Annotated in this window: 15 protein-coding genes; 10 read left to right on the forward strand and 5 right to left on the reverse strand. The window is 71.5% G+C overall.

What is annotated here, in order from left to right; translation table 11 throughout:
- Positions 1 to 141: 141 nt before the first annotated feature.
- Complete coding sequence (locus QMO56_RS24610) at positions 142 to 1,005, reverse strand: enoyl-CoA hydratase/isomerase family protein (RefSeq protein WP_283529969.1); 864 nt, start codon at positions 1,003 to 1,005, stop codon at positions 142 to 144.
- 95 nt (positions 1,006 to 1,100) lie between these two features.
- On the opposite strand from QMO56_RS24610, the gene QMO56_RS24615 reads away from it, so the two are divergent.
- The 3 genes from QMO56_RS24615 to QMO56_RS24625 are packed head-to-tail and all read left to right on the forward strand — an operon-like array spanning position 1,101 to position 7,853.
- A complete protein-coding gene (locus tag QMO56_RS24615; protein ID WP_283529971.1) occupies positions 1,101 to 4,493 on the forward strand; it encodes a DUF2126 domain-containing protein in 3,393 nt (1,130 codons plus the stop codon).
- A gap of 13 nt (positions 4,494 to 4,506) precedes the next feature.
- Positions 4,507 to 6,996: a circularly permuted type 2 ATP-grasp protein gene (locus tag QMO56_RS24620; RefSeq protein WP_283529972.1), complete on the forward strand. Its 2,490-nt coding sequence runs from the start codon at positions 4,507 to 4,509 to the stop codon at positions 6,994 to 6,996.
- On the forward strand, positions 6,993 to 7,853 hold the full coding sequence (locus QMO56_RS24625) for a transglutaminase family protein (protein ID WP_283529974.1): 861 nt from the start codon (positions 6,993 to 6,995) through the stop codon (positions 7,851 to 7,853). Before QMO56_RS24620 ends, QMO56_RS24625 begins: the two co-directional genes overlap by 4 nt.
- A gap of 206 nt (positions 7,854 to 8,059) precedes the next feature.
- Here QMO56_RS24625 and QMO56_RS24630 read toward each other — a convergent pair whose 3' ends face one another.
- Positions 8,060 to 9,268, reverse strand: coding sequence for a Zn-dependent hydrolase (locus tag QMO56_RS24630; protein WP_283529976.1), 1,209 nt, complete (start codon positions 9,266 to 9,268; stop codon positions 8,060 to 8,062).
- A 138-nt stretch (positions 9,269 to 9,406) separates the two neighbouring features.
- Between QMO56_RS24630 and QMO56_RS24635 the strand changes: the two genes are divergently transcribed.
- Positions 9,407 to 9,790 carry a RidA family protein gene (locus QMO56_RS24635; RefSeq protein WP_283529978.1) on the forward strand — a complete coding sequence of 128 codons (384 nt, stop codon included), beginning with the start codon at positions 9,407 to 9,409 and terminating at the stop codon, positions 9,788 to 9,790.
- 69 nt (positions 9,791 to 9,859) lie between these two features.
- On the opposite strand, the gene QMO56_RS24640 is transcribed toward QMO56_RS24635, so the two are convergent.
- The 3 genes from QMO56_RS24640 to QMO56_RS24650 are packed head-to-tail and all read right to left on the reverse strand — an operon-like array spanning position 9,860 to position 13,262.
- Positions 9,860 to 10,633 carry an SDR family NAD(P)-dependent oxidoreductase gene (locus QMO56_RS24640; RefSeq protein ID WP_283529980.1) on the reverse strand — a complete coding sequence of 258 codons (774 nt, stop codon included), beginning with the start codon at positions 10,631 to 10,633 and terminating at the stop codon, positions 9,860 to 9,862.
- Entirely contained in the window at positions 10,630 to 11,589 is a 960-nt protein-coding gene (locus QMO56_RS24645) for a 3-hydroxyacyl-CoA dehydrogenase family protein (protein WP_283529982.1), read from the reverse strand. The genes QMO56_RS24640 and QMO56_RS24645 overlap by 4 nt, the downstream gene beginning before the upstream one ends.
- A 2-nt stretch (positions 11,590 to 11,591) precedes the next feature.
- Positions 11,592 to 13,262 (reverse strand): thiamine pyrophosphate-binding protein, encoded by a 1,671-nt coding sequence (locus QMO56_RS24650; RefSeq protein ID WP_283529984.1) that lies wholly within the window; start codon positions 13,260 to 13,262, stop codon positions 11,592 to 11,594.
- Between the two features lie 147 nt (positions 13,263 to 13,409).
- Between QMO56_RS24650 and queA the strand changes: the two genes are divergently transcribed.
- The 6 genes from queA to queC all read left to right on the forward strand — a co-directional run bounded on the left by queA (position 13,410) and on the right by queC (position 18,432).
- Positions 13,410 to 14,492 carry a tRNA preQ1(34) S-adenosylmethionine ribosyltransferase-isomerase QueA gene (gene queA, locus QMO56_RS24655; protein WP_408906552.1) on the forward strand — a complete coding sequence of 361 codons (1,083 nt, stop codon included), beginning with the start codon at positions 13,410 to 13,412 and terminating at the stop codon, positions 14,490 to 14,492.
- A complete protein-coding gene (gene tgt, locus QMO56_RS24660) occupies positions 14,483 to 15,616 on the forward strand; it encodes a tRNA guanosine(34) transglycosylase Tgt (RefSeq protein ID WP_408906553.1) in 1,134 nt (377 codons plus the stop codon). Before queA ends, tgt begins: the two co-directional genes overlap by 10 nt.
- A complete protein-coding gene (gene queF, locus QMO56_RS24665; RefSeq protein ID WP_283529988.1) occupies positions 15,613 to 16,077 on the forward strand; it encodes a preQ(1) synthase in 465 nt (154 codons plus the stop codon). The genes tgt and queF overlap by 4 nt, the downstream gene beginning before the upstream one ends.
- Before the next feature lie 49 nt (positions 16,078 to 16,126).
- Positions 16,127 to 17,161: a tRNA epoxyqueuosine(34) reductase QueG gene (queG, locus tag QMO56_RS24670; protein ID WP_283530020.1), complete on the forward strand. Its 1,035-nt coding sequence runs from the start codon at positions 16,127 to 16,129 to the stop codon at positions 17,159 to 17,161.
- A 120-nt stretch (positions 17,162 to 17,281) separates the two neighbouring features.
- Complete coding sequence (locus QMO56_RS24675) at positions 17,282 to 17,623, forward strand: hypothetical protein (protein WP_283529990.1); 342 nt, start codon at positions 17,282 to 17,284, stop codon at positions 17,621 to 17,623.
- 95 nt (positions 17,624 to 17,718) lie between these two features.
- Positions 17,719 to 18,432: a 7-cyano-7-deazaguanine synthase QueC gene (gene queC, locus QMO56_RS24680; protein ID WP_283529992.1), complete on the forward strand. Its 714-nt coding sequence runs from the start codon at positions 17,719 to 17,721 to the stop codon at positions 18,430 to 18,432.
- Position 18,433: the final 1 nt, after the last annotated feature.

Raw genomic sequence — 18,433 nt, forward strand, 5'->3', positions numbered from 1 at the left:
CTCGCCAACTTCCGCGGCTTCGTTCTGCTCGCCTCAATCGCCATCCTACTCCGCTGAAATCGTCACCACCGCTTAGAGCATTTTGTTTTGACGAGCATCTTCACCCGTTCCGATGATGCATCGGAACGGGTGAAGATGCTCCTAGCACCCCGTGAAGCGCGGGGCGCGCTTCTCCAGCCAGGCGGCGCGGCCTTCGGCGAGGTCGGCCGAGCGCTGCGACTGCTGATGGCGCGCCTCGATCGCCGCGATGTTGGCGGCGCCCCGCGCGAAATCGTTCAGCGCCGCCTTCATGCCCTGCACGGCCAGCGGCGCCCGCTCGGCCAGCAGCGTCGCGCGGGCGGCGACATGCGCCTTCAGGGTTTCCGCCGGCACGGCTTCGTCCAGGAAGCCGATGCGCAGCAACTCCTCGGTGCCAACCGGCTCGGCCAGCAGGAACAGCCGCTTGGCCGCCGCCGGGCCGAGGCGCGCGACGGCGCGTTGCAGTCCGCTCGGATAGTAGTGCAGCCCCAGCCGGGCGGCTGGCATGGTCAGCGAGAGGCCGGCAGCGCCGATGCGGAAGTCGGCGGCCATGGCGAGGTCCACCGAACCGCCATAGACGCTGCCGTTCAGCGCGCAGATCGTCGGCACCCGGCAGCGCTCCAGCCGGTCCGCCACGGTGCCAAACTCAGGGATCTCCGGCCCGGCGCCCTCGCCCAGCCTGCCGATGTTGTAGCCGGCGCTGAAGGAACGGCCTGTGCCGGTGAAGACCAGCACCCGCAGGGCCTCATCCGCCTCGACTGCGTCGAGCAGCCGCACGAGGCGCAGCAGATCCTCCGGTTCCAGCCGGTTGTGGTGGCGCGGCCGGTTCAGGCGGATGGTGGCGACGGCGCCCGCGACCTCCAGGCTGGGCGGCGCGCCTTCCAGGCCGCCGGTGGTGGGATCGCGCTCGACAACCATGCTGACAGCCTCCGCCTGCGGGTGATCCGGCAAGGCCGGCATGATGGAGCGGTCCGGGCGGGACGCCAACCCGGCTCCGATTCGCCGCTGCCGCGCGCGGCGGGTTTCGCGGCGCGCTCGGCGCGGTCTAAGCTGCGCTGCAGCAACATCCGCCGGGCCCCCGCATGTCGATCCATGTCGCGCTGACCCACCGCACCAGCTACCGTTACGATCGCCCTGTGAGTCTGGGGCCGCAGACCATCCGGCTGCGGCCGGCGCCACATGCCCGCACGCCCATTCTCTCCTATGCGCTGAACATCGCGCCCAAGCCGCACTTCCTGAACTGGCAGCAGGACCCGCAGGGCAATTTCCTGGCCCGCGTCGTCTTCCCGGAGCCGGTCACGCATTTCGACGTGACGGTGGACCTCGTGGCCGACATGGCCACCATCAACCCCTTCGACTTCTTCCTGGAACCGGAAGCCGAGACCTGGCCCTTCGCCTACGACCCGGTGCTGGAGCAGGAGCTGGCGCCCTTTCGCCGCGCTGCCGAGCCTGGCCCTCACCTCGCCGCCCTGCTCGCCGAGATCCCGCGCGGCGAGCAGGGCACCGTCTCCATGCTGATGGCGCTGAACGCCCTGGTGCAGCAGCGCATCTCCTACATCGTGCGGCTGGAGCCCGGTGTCTGGACGCCGGAGCAGGCGCTGGCCGGGGGCAAGGGCTCCTGCCGGGACAGCGCCTGGCTGCTGGTGCAGCTTCTGCGCAACCTGGGCTATGCGGCACGCTTCGTCTCCGGCTACCTGATCCAGCTCGTTGCCGACCAGAAGCCGCTGCAAGGCCCGGAAGGCCCCGCGGCCGACTTCACCGACCTGCACGCCTGGGCCGAGGTCTATCTCCCCGGCGCCGGCTGGGTGGGGCTGGACGCCACCTCCGGCCTGCTGGCCGGCGAGGGCCACATCCCGCTTGCGGCGACGCCCGAACCGCAGTCGGCGGCGCCGATCAGCGGCCTGATGTCCAAGGCCGAGGTGTCCTTCGACTTCGGGATGCGCGTCACCCGTGTGCGCGAGACGCCGCGCGTCACCAGGCCCTATTCCGAGGCGACTTGGCAGGACATCCTGGAGGCCGGCGAGGCGGTGGACGCGCAGCTCACCGAGGGCAAGGTGCGGCTGACCATGGGGGGCGAGCCCACCTTCGTCTCCGCCACCGACCAGGAGGCGCCGGAGTGGAACACCGACGCCCTCGGCCCCACCAAGCGGCGCATCGCCGGGCGGCTGCTGAGGCGGCTGATGCCACTCTGGGCGCCGGGCGGGGTGGTGCAGCACGCGGCGGGCAAGCACTATCCCGGCGAGCAGCTGCCGCGCTGGGCGCTGAACGCCTATTGGCGCAAGGATGGCGAGCCGGTCTGGACGGACCCCGCCCTGCTCTCCGACGACGAGCATGCCGACAGCGCCACCGCCGCCGATGCCGCAGCCTTCGCCGCCGCCCTGGCGGAACGGCTCGGCCTGGACACCGGCTTCGTGCAGCCGGCCTATGAGGATATCCATTACTTCCTCTGGAAGGAGAAGCGGCTGCCGGCCAATGTCCTGACCGAGGATTCGAAGCTGCGCGACCCGCTGGAGCGCGCGCGGCTGGCGAAGGTCTTCGGCCAGGGGCTGGCGGCGAGCGTCGGCTCGGTTCTGCCGCTGCGCCGCCGGAACGGGGGCGAAGCCTGGGAATCCGGCCGCTGGCTGTTCCGCGATGAGGATCCGATCTTCCTCGTCCCCGGCGATTCGCCGATCGGCTTCCGCCTGCCGCTGGAAAGCCTGCCCTGGGCCGACCCGGCCAGCATCCCGGCAAGGTTCGAGCCCGATCCATTCGCCCCGCGCGGCCCGCTGCCCCCGGCCCAGGCCTTCCGCCCGGGCCGGCCGCAGCCGGTGGAAGGTGCGCCCGGCTTCCCGATCCACCACCAGCCCGGGCACCATGCCCTCGAGGGGTCCCCTGCCGCCCCCGGCCCGCTGCCCGGCGCCGGGGCGCTGCGCCGCCTCCACGCGCCCTTGCCCGCCAGCCGCCCCGAGCCCGGCCGCGAGGAGCCGGATCTCGTCCGTACCGCGCTGACGGTGGAAGCCCGCGAGGGCAGGCTGCACATCTTCCTCCCGCCGCTCTACACCGCCGAGGACTGGCTGGAACTCTGCGCCGCCGTCGAGGCAACCGCCGCGGCCACCGGTCGCCGCGTGGTGCTGGAAGGCTATGGCCCGCCCTCCGACCCACGCCTGCTCGGCTTCTCCGTCACGCCCGACCCCGGGGTGATCGAGGTGAACATCCATCCCTCCCATTCCTGGGCCGAGCATGTGGAGCGCACCGAGCAGCTCTACGCCCTGGCGCGCGAGGAAGGGCTGGCGACCGAGAAATTCATGCTGGATGGGCGGCATGTCGGCACCGGCGGCGGCAACCATGTGGTGATGGGCGGCGAGACAGCGGCCGAAAGTCCCTTCCTGCGCCGGCCGGACCTGCTGAGGTCGCTGCTCGGCTTCTGGCACAACCATCCGAGCCTTTCCTTCCTGTTCTCCGGCCTGTTCATCGGCCCGACCAGCCAGCACCCGCGCATCGACGAGGCGCGGCAGGATGTGCTGAACGACCTGGAGATCGCCTTCCAGCAGGTGCGCCCGGGCGTGGAATGCCCGCCCTGGCTGGTGGACCGGCTGTTCCGCAACATCCTCGCGGACATGACCGGCAATACCCACCGCACCGAATTCAGCATCGACAAGCTCTACTCGCCGGACAATGTCGGCGGCCGGCGCGGGCTGGTGGAGTTCCGCGCCTTCGAGATGCCGCCCAACCCGCGCATGTCGGCGGCGCAGATGCTGCTGATGCGCGCCGCCGTGGCCGCCTTCTGGAAGGCACCCTACGAACGCCGCCTGATCCGCTGGGGCAGCCGCCTGCATGACGACTTCATGCTGCCGCACTACGCGCGCGAGGATTTCCGCGATGCCATCGAGGAGCTGAAGGCCCTCGGCGCACCGCTGGAGGCCGACTGGTTCGACCCGCATTTCGAGTTCCGCTTCCCGCTGCTGGGCGAGACGGCGGTGCACGATGTCGGCCTGGAACTGCGGCACGCGCTGGAGCCCTGGAACGTACTGGGCGAGGAGAACTACGTCGGCGGCACCGCGCGCTTCGTGGACAGCAGCACCGAGCGCCTGCAACTCCGCGCCACCGGCTTCGTGCCGGAGCGCTTTATCCTCGCAGTGAACGGGCGTGCGCTGCCGATGGCCGCAACCGGCCGCGCCGCCGAGTTCGTGGCCGGCATCCGCTTCAAGGCCTGGGCGCCGACTTCCGCCATGCACCCGGCCATCCGCGCGCAGACGCCGCTGGTCTTCGACCTCTGGGACAGCTGGACCGGCCGCAGCCTCGGCGGCTTCACGCATCACGCGGCGCATCCGGGCGGGCGCAACTACGAGCGTTTCCCGGTGAATGCCAACGAGGCGGAGGCACGGCGCCGCGCCCGCTTCTTCCCCTTCGGCCACACCCCCGGTCCCGGCGCCGCGCCGGTGCCCGTGCAGGGGACGGAACTGCGGCGAACTCTCGACCTGCGCCGCCTCGCGTGATAGCGGGCCGGGGGTGAACCAGCCCTCCCCGCCCGATGAGATGGTCGATGGCCGCGGCCAGGTGCGGCCGCACTGGCGGCGCGTGCTCGCGGCCCTCTCCGACCTGCCGCCCGACTATGCGGAGGGCGGCCTCGGCGAGGCCACGCGCCGGCTCGACCGCGCCTTCGAGGAGGAGGGCGCCACCTCCCTGCTGCCCGGCCTGCAGCGCGCCGAGCCCTCCTGGCGCTGCGACCCCGTGCCGCTGCCCCTGCCGGCCAGTGAGTTCGCCCTGCTGGCCGAGGGCCTGGCGCAGCGCGCCCGGCTGCTGGATGCCCTCCTTGCGGACCTCTATGGTGCGCAGCGCCTGCTGACCGAGCGGCTGGTGCCGCCGGAACTGGTTTTCGCCAACCCGGCCTTCCTGCGCCCCTGCCGCAGCGCCGAGCAGCCGCCGCCGCGCCCGATGCTGCAGACCTATGCCGCCGACCTGCTGCGCGGGCCGGACGGGCGCTGGCAGGTGCTGGCCGACCGCACCAGCCGCGCCGCCGGCATCGGCCATGCGCAGGAGAACCGGCGCATGCTGGGGCGCGTGCTGCCCCACATCTTCCAGGGCCAGCAGGTGCGACCGCTGCGGCCCTTCTTCGACCTCTGGCAGGATGCGCTGCAGCGGCTCGCCCCACCCCGCCAGGACAATGCCGCCATCGCCCTGCTGACGCCCGGCGTGCGGCACCCGCTCTGGTTCGAACACGTGCTGCTGGCGCGCGAGCTGTCCTGCGCGCTGGTCGAGCCGGGCGATCTGACGGCGCGCGGCGGCGCGGTCTTCCTCAAGACGTTGAAGGGCCTGCAGCCCGTGCATGTGCTGCTGCGCCGAATGGACGGGCGCCTGCTCGATCCGCTGGAGTTCGGCGGCCAGGAGCCGGGCGTGCCCGGCCTGCTGGATGCCTGGCGCCATGGCGGCGTGCGGGTGGTCAACGCGCCCGGCTGCGGGCTGGCCGAGGCGCCGGGCCTGACCGCCCTGCTGCCCCGCCTCAGCGAGCGCCTGCTCGGCGAGACGCTGCGCCTGCCCTCCGTCGAGACGCACTGGCTGGCCGAGCCGGAAGCCCTCGCCGCCGTGCTGCGCGACCCCGACGGCTGGCTGCTGCGCCCGGCCACTGACGGCATTGCCCCGGCCTGGCGGCCCGGCCGGATGACGCCCGCGCAGCGCGACACGCTGCTCGCCCGCGTGGCCGCGCAACCGCGTGACTTCGCCGCGACGCGCGATCTCCCGCCTTCCGTCGCGCCCTTCGTGGTGGGTGGCGGCCTGACACCGCGCCCGGTGCTGCTGCGGCTGTTCCTGGCGCAGGATGGCGAGGGCTGGAGCGTCCTGCCCGGCGGCCTCGCCCGTGTGCCGGACGACGCCACGGGACCGATCGGCCGCCTGCCGCGTCAGGCGCTGGCCAAGGATGTCTGGGTGCTCAGCGAGGAAGGCGGCCGCATCCAGGGGCCGGGCCTGCATCGCCAGGCCCCGCTGCCGATCCGCCGCGCCGGTGGCGACCTGCCCAGCCGCGTCGCCGACAACCTGTTCTGGCTCGGCCGCTATGTCGAGCGCATGGAGGGCGCGGCGCGGCTGATGCGCGCCGCCCTGGCGCGGCTGGACCGCGGCCCCCTGCTGCCGCGCGAGGTGGCGGAGCTGGCCGCCCTCTCCACCGGCCTGCGCCATGCCGGGCTGCTGACCACCGAGGACATGCCGAACGCCGCAGCCAGTTCCGCCTTCCAGGCCGCGCTCTGGCGCGCGCTGCGGCAGGGCGGCACGGTGGCGCGGCTGTTCGACGAGATCGGCCGTCTCGTCGAGGCGGTGCGCGATCGCCTGACCGGCGACATGCACACGCTCTTCACCCTGCCGCTGCGCGCCGTGCGGGTGCAGGCCGACGCTCCGCAGCTCGGTCTGCAGGGGCTGGAGGCGGTGCTGGGCAGCGTGCTGCGCTATTCCGCCGGCGTCGCCGGTGCGGTGGCCGAGAACATGGTGCGCGCCGGCGGCTTCGCCTTCCTCGACCTCGGCCGCCGCGTCGAGCGGGCGCAGAGCATCGCCGCGCAGCTCGGTTTCGCGCTCAGCCAGAGCCCCAGCCGCATCGAGGGCGGGCTGCGGCTGGCGCTGGAGCTGTGCGATTCCGTCATCACCTATCGCAACCGCTATCTCGGCACCTTGCAGCCGGCGCCGGCGCTGGATCTGGTGCTGGCCGATCCCGGCAACCCGCGTGGCCTCGCCTTCCAGCTCCACGCTATCCGCGACGTGCTGCGGGCGGTGGATGGCGGCCCCGAGCGCGAGTTGCTGCCGCCCGCCGAGGCGCTGATCGCTGCCGTGGAGGCCATGCCCGGCACCGTGCTCGCCGCCCCCGATCAGGCGGCCGCGGCGGTGGCGCTCGCGCCGCGCCTCACCGCCATGGAGGGCGAGATCGCCGCCCTCTCCGACGCCATCACCCGCCGCTACTTCGCGCTGCTGCCGCCGATCCAGCAGATTGGTCAGGAAATGCCGGGAGGCGCGGCATGATCTGGTGCGTGCGGCACGCCACCACCTATCGCTATGCCGAGCCGGTGGACATCGCCACCCATCTGCTGCACCTCGCGCCCCGGCCGCTGCCGCACCAGCGCGTGCTGGCCGAGAGCCTGACCTGCCAGCCCGAGCCGTCGCGGATTTCCACCGGCACGGATCATTTCGGCAACCGCGCCACCTGGATCTTTCTCGACCGCCCGCATTCAGTGTTCGAGGTGACGGCGGAAGCGACCGTCGAGGTCACCGCCCCCGCCATACCGCAGCCCTCCGCCACGCCGCCCTGGGAGGAGATCACGGCGCTGTCGGCGCAGGATCCTTCGGCCGCCGAATTCGCCCTCCCTTCGCCGATGCTGCCGCCCGAGGCCGGCGCCACCGCCTATGCCGCCACATCCTTCCCGCCCGGCCGGCCCGTGCTGGAAGGGCTGCTCGACCTGAACGCCCGCATCCGGCGGGATTTCGCCTTCCGTGCCGGCGTCACCGGCATCGCCACGCCGGTCTCGCAGGTGCTGGCGCAACGGGCGGGCGTCTGCCAGGACTTCACCCATCTGGTGCTCTGCGCGCTGCGTGGCCTCGGCCTGCCGGCGCGCTACGTCTCCGGCTATATCCGTACCCTGCCGCCGCCCGGCGGCGCCCCGCGCCTGGGCGCCGACCAGTCGCATGCCTGGGTCGGCGCCTGGCTCGGGCCGGAACACGGCTGGGTGGACCTCGACCCCACCAACGCCCTCGTTGTGCGCGACGAGCATGTCACGCTGGGCTGGGGGCGCGACTTCCACGACATCTCGCCCCTGCGCGGCATCATCCTCGGCGGGGGGCGGCACAGCCTGCAGGTCGAGGTGGATCTGGCGCCGGGATAGGAAGTTCCGCGAAAACGAGGCGGGAATAAAGCAAGGTTGGGGGAGTTGTCCGAGGCAGTGCCTCGGACCCCCCAAACCCCCTCTTTTTTATCAGTTTCCAGTTTTGCCAGCCATCGCCGGGGCTGCTTCATGAACTGGCAGAAAAAAGAAGAGGGGGTCCGGGGGAGAATTCATTCTCCCCCGGCTCCAGCGCCGGACAGAGCGCTTCAGTTCGAGCCTGCCAGATAGCGCGCGGCGCCCTCCGCCAGCACCTGCACGCCGAGGGCGAGATCCTCCTCCTTGGTGTCTTCCGCCCAGTGGTGGCTGATGCCGCCGACCGAGGGCACGAAGAGCATCGAGGCCGGCATCCGCTTCGCCAGGTATTGCGCATCATGCCCCGCGCCGCTTGGCATCTCCTGCCAGGCGCCAGCCGCCAGCGCCTCCGCCGCGCCGCCGAGCGCGCGCATCATTGCCGGGTCGCAGAGCGCCGGCGTCGCCTTGCTGATGCTGATCAGCTCGGTGTGGCAGCGCTCGCGGCGATTGCTCTCGCGCACCAGCATCCGCAGCGTCGCTTCCATTTCCTGCAGCTTTTCCATGGACACGTCCCGGAACTGGAAGAGCACGTCCGCCTTGCCCGGAATGATGCTCGGGGCCCCCGGCTCCAGCAGGATGCGCCCGGTGGTCCAGGTGCTGCGCTCGCCGCAGATGCGCGGGAACTCCTGGTCGATGGCGGCGAGCAGGCGCACCGCCGTCAGCCCGGCATCCCTGCGCTCGGCCATGGTGGTGCCGCCGGCATGGTCCTGCTGGCCCGTCACGATCAGCCGCCACTGCCAGATGGCCACGATGCCGGTGACGACGCCGACCTGCAGCCCCGCCCCCTCCAGTTGCGTGCCCTGCTCGATATGCATCTCGAAAAAGCCCTTGTAGCGGGCAGGGTCGATCTGCATGCGCGGCAGTCCGGCGAGGCCAGCGGCCTTCAGCGCCTCGCGCAGCGGCGTGCCATCGTTGCGGCTGCGGCTGCGGTCGATCTCCTCCTCCGACAGCTCGCCGATGATCGACTTGCTGCCGAGGAATCCGCCCTCGAAATGCCCTTCCTCATCGGCGAAGGCGCAGACATCCACCGGCAACCCCGCACGCGCCAGCGCCAGCCCGGCGACGACGCCGAGCGCGCCATCCAGCCAGCCGGCCTCGTTCTGGCTCTCGATATGGCTGCCGACGAGCAGATGCGGCCCCGGCCCCTTGTGCCGCCCGAAGACGTTGCCGATGCCGTCGATCGAGGCTTCCAGCCCGATCTCCTCCATCCGCTGCATCAGCCAGCGGCGGGATTCCATGTCCTGGGGAGAGTAGGTCGGGCGATGCACGCCGGTCTTGAAGGCGCCGATCCTGCGCAGATCGTGCAGGTCCTGAAGGAAGCGGGCGGTATCAACCTGGGGCATGGCGAGGGTCCGTCGGTGATTGCGATCAGTGCAGCATCAGCAAGCAGCGTGCCGCTCAGGCGGCGCGGGGGCAAGGCGTCTCGCCTGCGGCCGGCATGACGTGCAGGATGGCCGCTGGTATTGAAGAGGAGCATCGCCATGCGCGAACTGACGCATATCCCGCCACCTGCCGGACTTCGCACGCCGCCGCTGTCCTACGCGGTGCGCACCGGGGACCTGCTCTACATCTCCGGCATCGGGCCGCTGAGTGCGGACAACACGGTGCCGGAGGGCTTCGCGGCACAGATGCAGCTCGTGCTGGCGACGCTGGACAAAGTGCTCGCCCAGGCCGGCGCCGACCGCAACCGCCTGGTGAAGGTCAATGTGCTGCTGACGCGCGAGGAGGACGTGAAGGAGATGAACCGGCTCTACGCCGCCTGGTATGGCGCCGGCCCTTATCCGGCGCGCACGACGGCGGTGGTGAAGGCCCTTCCCCTGCCGGAGTTCCTGCTGGAGATCGAGGGTGTCGCTGCCCTCGGCTGAGGGAAGGTCCAGGAAACTCAGTTTCCTGGCAGGGGAGCGCGAGGGGGCGAGGCCCCCTCGTTCCTTCGCTTACCGCGCTTCCAGCGTCAGCCCGCCATCGACCACGACGGTCTGGCCCGTCACCATCCGCGCGCCGGCGAGCAGGAAGAGGATGACCTCGGCGAGGTCTTCCGGCTGGTTGCGCCGCTTCAGCAGGGCCTTGTTGGCGGAGGCGGCGCGGCGCTCCTCGGTCCATTCCACCATCCAGGGGCTGTCCACCGCCCCGGGGGCGACGGCATTCACCCGCGCCTCGGGCGCCAGGGCGCGCGCCAGGTTCTTGGTCAGGCTGATCACGCCCGCCTTGGTGGCGCCATAGGCCATCGAGCTGCCGGGACTGTCGAGCCCGGCGATGGAGGCGACGTTCACCACCGCGCCCTGTGCCGCCTTCAGCGCCGGCGCCGCCGCCTTGGCGCAGCGGAAGACGCCGAGCAGGTTCACCTGCAGCACGGTCTGCCACAGATCCTCGGTGATGCGGTCCAGCGCGGTCGGCGGGATGAGGCTGCTCGTGCCCGGCGTGCCGGCATTGTTCACCAGATAATCGAGCCGCCCGCCGAGATCGGCGATGGCCTTCTCCACCATGCGCGGCCCGGCCTCCGCATCGCCGACGCTGCCTGGCGCGGAGAGCACGTCATGCCCCGCCGCGCGCAGTTCGGCGATGACGGCCTCGGCGCGCGGATCGTCCGCCAGATGGTTGATGGCAACGCGGCAGCCGGCCTCGGCCAGGCCGCGCACGGTGGCGAGTCCGATGCCCGAGGCGCCGCCGGTGACGAGCGCCGTCTTGCCGGAAAGTTCGTAGCGGATCATGCGTTCTTGTCCTCCAGGCCCGCCATCGGGCCGATCTCCTTCATGGCGCGCTTCAGCGCCAGCAGGCGGCGGTCACGCTCGGCCAGCAGTGCCTCCGGGTCCTGCCCGCCCCAGTCGTAGAGCCCGCGCCCGGCCATGACGCCAGTGTGGCCTTCCGCCAAAGCCCGGTCGAGTGTCTCGCTGTTCCGGCGCGGCGGTGGCGGCTGGTACATGCCATTGGCCAGCGCCTGGGCGGAAAGCGGCAGGCCGGTGAAGTCGGCCTTCGCCATCTGGCCCAGCAGCAGCAGCCGCAACCCGAGCCCGTGGATGATGGCAGCGTCGATCTCCTGCGGCGTGGCATAGCCCTCGTCCATCAGGCGGTAGCACTCGCCCGCCAGCGCCGACTGGATGCGGTTGGCAAGATAGCCCGGCAGGAAGCGGCGCATGACGAGCGGCACCTTGCCCATCGCCCGCAGCATGGCGGCCACCTGCTCGACCAGCTCCGGCGGGCATTCCGGGCTGCCGACGAGATCCACCAGGTCCACCAGATAGGGCGGCGTGTACCAGTGCATCAGGATGGCGCGCTTGAGCCTGCCGGGCGGCATCAGCGGAAAGGCATCGAGATAGGAGGTGTTGCTGGCCAGGATGGCATCCGGCGGCATCAGCGGATCAAGCCCGGCGAAGAGCGCGCGCTTCACCTCGGGCTTCTCGATGATGGCCTCGATCACCAGTTCGGCGTCGGCCACCGTCTCGGCGAGGTTGTCGTGCAGCGTGACGCGCTCGCGCAGCCCGGCTTCGGTGAGGCCGTTCGCCTCGCCGGCGCCCTCCAGTGTGGCACGCGCCTTCTCCATCAGGGAGGGCGCGCGGGCCAGGGCGGCGGGGCTGTTGTCGGTCAGCCGCACGCGGTGCCCGCCGATGGCGAAGACCAGGGCCAGCGCATGGCCCATCAGTCCCGCACCGATGATCGAAACCTTCATGCTCACTCCTCCGGCGCCCAAGGTTCGGGCGCGCGATGGTCGATGCCGGTCATCACCTCGACCAGCACGGTCTCTTCAGCGGCCATGGCCTCGCGCAGCGCCGGGCCGATCTCCTCCGGGCGCTCGACACGGATGCCGCGCAGGCCGAAGCCGCGCGCGATGGCGCAGAAATCGGTGTGCTCGCCGAAGCGCAGCAGCGTGGCGGCGCGCTCGGGGTTGTTGCCGGCGGCGCGCACGAGGTTGGGCCAGCCCTGGCCGAAGCCGCGGTTGTTGTTCACCACCAGCGTGACGGCGATGCCGCGGCGCTTGGCCGTCTCCAGCTCGGTGAGGTGGTAGTAGAGCGCGCCGTCGCCACTCCAGCAGACCACCTTGCGGTCCGGCGCCGCGCATTTGGCGCCGAGCGAGGCCGGGAAGGCCCAGCCGAGCGAGCCGGCGGCGCGAAGGTAGCGCTGCCCGGCGCCGTTCATCTCGATCAGCGTGCCGGTCCAGATGCCGGAATAGCCGGTGTCGGCGACGAGGATGCCGTCCTCCGGCAGGGCGGCGGAAATCTCGGCGCAGAGCCGCGCCGGGTCGATCGGCGTCTCGTTGCTGCCGAGGCGGGGCGCCATGGCGGCGCGCCATTCCTCCATCCGGGCGATGGCCTGGCGGGCGAAGGCATGGTCGCGCGCCGGACGGCCGAGCGCCTCGATCAGATGGCTCAGCGTGCCGCGCGGGTCGCCATGCAGGGAGAGCTCGGCCGGGCAGCGGTCCAGTTCCAGCGCGTCGGCGTCGATCTGGATGACCGGTGTGCCGGGGCGCGGGAAGCGCCAGCCATGCGTCACCTGGTCGCCACCGTCGCAGCCGACCATCAGCACCAGCCCGGCCTCGTGCAGCACCTGGTTGGCCGGCGGCGCCGAGTAGCTGCCGGCGACGCCCAGGTTGAGCGGGTGCCGGGAGGGCAGCAGATCCCGCGCCCCCAGGCTGGTGACGACGGGCGCCTGCAGCGCCTCGGCCAGCACCTGCAGCTCGGCGCCGCAACCGGAGAGCGCGGCGCCATCGCCGGCCAGGATCACGATGTCCTCGGCCGCGCGGAGACGGGCGGCGGCGGCCTCGATCTGCGCGCCCTCCGCCACCGGGCGGTGCCGGGGCGCGGTCCAGGCGGAGAAATCGGCCGCCTCGGCGCCGGTATCGCCCTGCTCCACCACCTCGCCCATCAGCCCGTTGAGGTCGAGATGCACCGGGCGCGGCGGAGCGGTGGTGGCGGCGGCCCAGGCCATGCGGAAGAGGCGCGGCAGGTCGGCGGCGGCCTCGACGGCGGCGCCGAACTTGGTCACGGGCGCGAAAAGCGGCGTGTGCGGCACCTCCTGATAGGCATTGCGGTGCTGCGCCGAGGGCGGCTTGCGCCCGGTGAGCGCGATCACCGGCGCGCGGCCGAGCCAGGCATCCTGCAAGGCCGCCGCGAGGTTGGCCGCGCCGACCGACTGCGCCGCGACGATGCCCGGCCGGCCGCTGACCCGGGCATAGCCGTCGGCCATGTAGGCCGCACCCTTCTCGGAATGCGCCAGCACCGGCCGTACGCCCTGCGCCTCCAGCGCCATCAGGGTGGGGCGCAGCACGGCGTCGATGAAGAAGACATGGCTCTGGCCGGATGCCGCGATGCTCCGCGCCAGCCATTCCGCCCCTTTGAGGCCCATGGTCGGACGATCCCCCGCTCTCTGTTTTGACGAAGCCTGCCCCCGCCCCGGCGGGGAGGCAACCCCCGCAGGGGTGAGCAGTGCCGAGGCCGCGCTTGCGTTCGCGCCGCCCCTCCGCTACCGCCCGCCGCGAAAGCCCCCATCGGAATGACCGCGCAAGACCCCTCCACCCTGCCCCCTTTGCGGGCGGATGATTTCGACTTCGCCCTTCCCGAGGCGCTGATCGCCCAGGCCCCGGCGCGCCCGCGCGACGCGGCGCGGATGCTCGTGGCCGCGCCGGAGGGCGTGCAGGATGCCGGCGTGCTGGACCTGCCGCGCTGGCTGCGCCCCGGCGACCTGCTGGTGGTGAACGACACCCGCGTCATTCCCGCCCGGCTGCGCGCCCGGCGCGGCGAGGCACGGCTGGAGGTCATGCTCAACCGCGCCGAGGCCGGCGGCATCTGGCACGCCCTGGTGCGCAATGCGAAGAAGCTGCGCCCCGGCGACGTCCTGAGCATCGAGGGCGCCCCGGAACTGGCCCCCCGCGTGGTGGAGCGGCAGGAGGGCGGCGCCGCGCTGCTTGACTTCGGGCCGGACCAGGCACTGCTCGCCGCCGCGCTGGAGAAGGCCGGCGAGATCCCGTTGCCGCCCTATATCGCCCGCCCCGAGGGGCCGCGCGCGGAGGACCGGGAGGACTACCAGCCGATCTTCGCGCGCCAGCCCGGCGCGGTGGCCGCGCCCACCGCCAGCCTGCACTTCACCGACCGGCTGCTGGCGGCGCTGGCCGAGCGCGGCGTCGGGCAGGTCGCGCTGACGCTGCATGTCGGCGCCGGCACTTTTCTTCCGGTTCGCACCGAGAACCCGCGCGCCCATAAGCTGCATGCCGAATGGGGCGAGATCACGCCCGAGGCGGCGGCGGCGATCAACGACGCCCGCGCGAAGGGCGGCCGCATCGTCGCCATCGGCACCACGGCGCTGCGGCTGCTGGAAAGCGCGGTGGACGACCAGGGCGTGGTGCATCCCTTCCGCGGCCTGACGGACATCTTCCTGCTGCCCGGCCACCGCTTCCACTCGGCCGACCTGCTGCTGACCAATTTCCACCTGCCGAAGTCCAGCCTCTTCATGCTGGTCTCGGCCTTCGCCGGCATGGCGCGGATGCGCAGCGCCTATGCCCATGCCGTCGAAGCCGGCTACCGCTTCTACTCCTATGGCGATGCCAGCCTGCTGTTCCGGGAGGATTCCTGCCAGTGACGCTCTCCTGGACCTGCCAATGCCGCGACGGCCATGCCCGCGCCGGCACGCTGCGCACCGCGCATGGCGAGGTGCCGACGCCGGTCTTCATGCCCGTGGGCACCGCCGGCACGGTGAAGGGCATGACGGCGGATGGCGTGCGCGCCACCGGCGCGAGCATCGTGCTCGGCAACACCTACCACCTGATGCTGCGCCCCGGTGCGGAGCGCGTGGCGAAGCTCGGCGGCCTGCACACCATGATGGACTGGCACGGCCCGATCCTGACGGATTCCGGCGGCTTCCAGGTGATGTCGCTGGCCCAGTTGCGGAAGCTCGACAAGGACGGCGTGACCTTCCAGAGCCACATCAACGGCCAGCGCTTCCGCCTGACGCCGGAGCGCAGCATCGAGATCCAGCACCTGCTGGATGCCGACATCACCATGTGCTTCGACGAGTGCATCCAGTACCCGGCGACGCATGACGAAGCCGCCCGCGCCATGCGGCTCTCGATGGACTGGGCCGCGCGCTCCCGCGCCGCCTTCACGCCGCGCGAAGGCTATGGGCTCTTCGGCATCCAGCAGGGCGGCGTCTATGCCGACCTGCGCGGCGAGAGTGCCGAGGCGCTGAAGCGGATCGGCTTCGAGGGCTATGCCATCGGCGGGCTCGCGGTGGGCGAAGGGCAGGAGGAGATGTTCCGCGTCCTCGATTTCGCCGCGCCGATGCTGCCGGAGACGCATCCGCGCTACCTGATGGGCGTCGGCACGCCCTCCGACCTGGTGGGCGCCGTGGCGCGCGGCGTGGACATGTTCGACTGCGTCATCCCGACACGTTCCGGCCGCACCGGCCGCGCCTATACCAGCCAGGGCGTGCTGAACATGCGCAATGCCCGCCACGTCGAGGATACCGGCCCGCTCGATCCCGACTGCGACTGCCCCGCTTGCACCCGGCACAGCCGGGGCTATCTGCATCACCTGTTCAAGGCGGGTGAGATGCTCGGCCCGATCCTGCTGACCTGGCACAACATCCGCTACTACCAGACCCTGATGGCGCGCCTCCGCGCCGCCATCGTCGCGGGCCGCTTCGCCGAGGAGGCGACCGCCATCGAGGCCGGCTGGGTCCGCGCCCAGGAGACGACGACCCCATGACCACGCATGACGTGTCCGGCCTGACCATGCTCGGCCAGGCCACGACGCAGCCGCAGAGCCCGGAGGAGGCCGTGCTGGAGCGGGTGCCGAACCCGCATCCCGGCAAGCAGTACTGCGTGCGCTTCACCGCGCCCGAGTTCACCTCGCTCTGCCCGATCACCGGCCAGCCGGACTTCGCGCATCTCGTCATCGACTACATCCCGCGCGACTGGCTGGTGGAGAGCAAGAGCCTGAAGCTCTACCTGACCAGCTTCCGCAACCACGGCGCCTTCCACGAGGCCTGCACGGTGGGCATCGGCCTGAAGCTTGCCGAGGTGCTGGACCCGGTCTGGCTGCGCATCGGCGGCTACTGGTACCCGCGCGGCGGCATCCCGATCGACGTGTTCTGGCAGACCGGCAATGCGCCGGAGGGCGTCTGGGTGCCGGCCCAGGACGTGCCCAACTACCGTGGCCGGGGGTGAGAAGCCCCGCCCCGGCAAGGCGCCGCCCCCGGCGCTGACGCCGGAGGGCATGGCGGCGGAGATCCGCGCGCAGGCGCTGGAACTCGGCTTCCATGCCGTGGGCTTCGCGCCGGCGCATCTCGGCCCGGAGGTGCGGGAGCGGCTGAACGCCTTCCTCGCTGCCGGCATGCAGGGCGAGATGGACTGGCTGGCCGACCGCGCCGAACAGCGCGCCCACCCGCAGGCGCTCTGGCCGGAGGCGGTCTCCGTCATCGCGCTCGGCATGAACTACGGACCGGAGGAGGACCCGCTCGGCGTCCTCGACCAGCGCGACCGCGCCGCCATCAGCGTCTATGCCCGCAACAAGGACTACCACGACATCGTCAAGAAGCGGCTGAAGGCGCTGGCGCGCTGGATGGTGGATCGCTGGCGCGACAGCACGCTGAAGGTCTTCGTGGACACCGCGCCCGTGGCCGAGAAGCCGCTGGCCCAGGCGGCGGGGCTGGGCTGGCAGGGCAAGCACAGCAACCTCGTCTCACGGGAGTTCGGCTCCTGGCTGTTCCTGGGCGAGATCTACACGACCCTCCCCCTCGCCTCCTCCGGCGCCGAGCGCGACCATTGCGGCCGTTGCACGCGCTGCCTCACCGCCTGCCCGACCCAGGCCTTCACCGGCCCCTACCGCCTCGATGCGCGGCGCTGCATCTCCTACCTGACCATCGAGCACAAGGGACCGATCCCCGAGGAATTCCGCGCCGCCATGGGCAACCGCATCTATGGTTGCGACGATTGCCTGGCGGTCTGCCCCTGGAACAAGTTCGCGCACATCACGCAGGAGCCCGGCCTGATCCCGCGCGAGGACCTGACCGCACCCCGCCTGGCTGAACTGGCGGGACTCGACGATGCCGCCTTCCGCGCGTTGTTCAGCGGCTCTCCCATCAAGCGCATCGGGCGCGACCGCTTCGTGCGCAACGTGCTGATCGCCATCGGCAATTCCGGTGAGGCCGGGCTGCGCCCGGTGGCCGAGGCGCTCCGCGGCGACGCCTCGCCGGTGGTGGCCGAGGCTGCCGCCTGGGCGACAAGGCGGCTCACCGCCACGGCGCCCTGATTACGGCGCACCTCGTTCATAATTTTGTAAATTTTGTTCCGGATATTGCGCCGCTGTAAACCGCGTGCGGCGCCACGTCCCGCACGGTCCTGACAACTCTCGGATGGTGGGCGGATCGGCATGATCTCTGAAATTCTGGGTTTTCAGTCGGACAACCGTCCTGTCATGGGCTTTGCCTGGTACGATTCCGGCAGCTTCAGCGCGCTGCGCGAAGCCATGCCGGACATGAGCGAAAGCTATGACGACTGGCGCCTCGGTGCGCAGAAGGACCTGAAGAAGGCGGAGCAGGAAGGCTATCGCGTCATCCGCATCGCCATGCGGCCGGAGGAGTTCTTCGCCTGGTGCCGCCAGCGCGGCATCGGGGCGCCAGGGCTCTCGGCCCGCCGCGCCTTCGCGGCCGATCAGGCACGGCTGGTGGTGCAGGCGGAGCGCTCGCGCAAGAAGGCCTTCTCCTTCTTCTGAGCGCGGTTTCTGGGGCGCGCGTGCGTGCGCCATTCGCCGCTTGACCTTCGCCGCCCCAGGCGTGAAGCCCTGGGCGGGTCGAAGGAGGGCGAGCAATGAGCGAAGGCGCACTGGTGCTGTTCAGCGGCGGGCAGGACTCCGCCACCTGCCTGGCCTGGGCGCTGGACCGCTTCGGGCGGGTGGAGACCCTGGGCTTCGATTACGGCCAGCGCCACCGGATCGAGCTGGAATGCCGCGCCGACTTCCGCGCCGCCCTGCCGGAGCGCTGGCAGGCGCGGCTCGGCGCCGATCACACGCTGGCGCTGGAGGCGCTTGGCGCCGTCTCGGACACCGCCCTGACGCGCGAGACCGAGATCGCCATGACCGAGGGCGGCCTGCCCAACACCTTCGTCCCCGGCCGCAACATCGTCTTCCTCACCTTCGCCGCCGCGCTCGCCTACCGCCGCGGGCTGCGCCACATCGTCGGCGGCATGTGCGAGACGGACTATTCCGGCTATCCGGACTGCCGGGACGACACCATCAAGGCGCTCCAGGTGGCGCTGAACCTCGGCATGGAGCAGCGATTCATCCTGCACACGCCGTTGATGTGGCTCGACAAGGCGCAGACCTGGGAGCTGGCCGAGAGCCTCGGCGGCGAGCCTCTGGTGCGGGACATCGTCGAGAAGACCCACACCTGCTATCTCGGCGAGCGGGGCGAACTGCATCCCTGGGGGCATGGCTGCGGTGAATGTCCGGCCTGCGCATTGCGCGCCAAGGGCTGGATGGCGTACCAGTCGCGCCGCTTACGCGCGGATGCACCCGCCCCATAAG

It is taken from the genome of Roseomonas sp. E05 (genome assembly GCF_030063475.1).
Classification (GTDB): domain Bacteria; phylum Pseudomonadota; class Alphaproteobacteria; order Acetobacterales; family Acetobacteraceae; genus Pseudoroseomonas.

Bases quoted from the DNA above. Each gene is read 5' to 3' on its own strand.
- QMO56_RS24615 (WP_283529971.1), top strand. From the start codon at position 1,101: ATGTCGATCCATGTCGCGCTGACCCACCGCACCAGCTACCGTTACGAT.
- QMO56_RS24625 (WP_283529974.1), top strand. From the start codon at position 6,993: ATGATCTGGTGCGTGCGGCACGCCACCACCTATCGCTATGCCGAGCCG.
- QMO56_RS24630 (WP_283529976.1), bottom strand. From the start codon at position 9,268: ATGCCCCAGGTTGATACCGCCCGCTTCCTTCAGGACCTGCACGATCTG.
- QMO56_RS24635 (WP_283529978.1), top strand. From the start codon at position 9,407: ATGCGCGAACTGACGCATATCCCGCCACCTGCCGGACTTCGCACGCCG.
- QMO56_RS24640 (WP_283529980.1), bottom strand. From the start codon at position 10,633: ATGATCCGCTACGAACTTTCCGGCAAGACGGCGCTCGTCACCGGCGGC.
- QMO56_RS24645 (WP_283529982.1), bottom strand. From the start codon at position 11,589: ATGAAGGTTTCGATCATCGGTGCGGGACTGATGGGCCATGCGCTGGCC.
- QMO56_RS24650 (WP_283529984.1), bottom strand. From the start codon at position 13,262: ATGGGCCTCAAAGGGGCGGAATGGCTGGCGCGGAGCATCGCGGCATCC.
- queA (WP_408906552.1), top strand. From the start codon at position 13,410: ATGACCGCGCAAGACCCCTCCACCCTGCCCCCTTTGCGGGCGGATGAT.
- queF (WP_283529988.1), top strand. From the start codon at position 15,613: ATGACCACGCATGACGTGTCCGGCCTGACCATGCTCGGCCAGGCCACG.
- queG (WP_283530020.1), top strand. From the start codon at position 16,127: ATGGCGGCGGAGATCCGCGCGCAGGCGCTGGAACTCGGCTTCCATGCC.
- QMO56_RS24675 (WP_283529990.1), top strand. From the start codon at position 17,282: ATGATCTCTGAAATTCTGGGTTTTCAGTCGGACAACCGTCCTGTCATG.
- queC (WP_283529992.1), top strand. From the start codon at position 17,719: ATGAGCGAAGGCGCACTGGTGCTGTTCAGCGGCGGGCAGGACTCCGCC.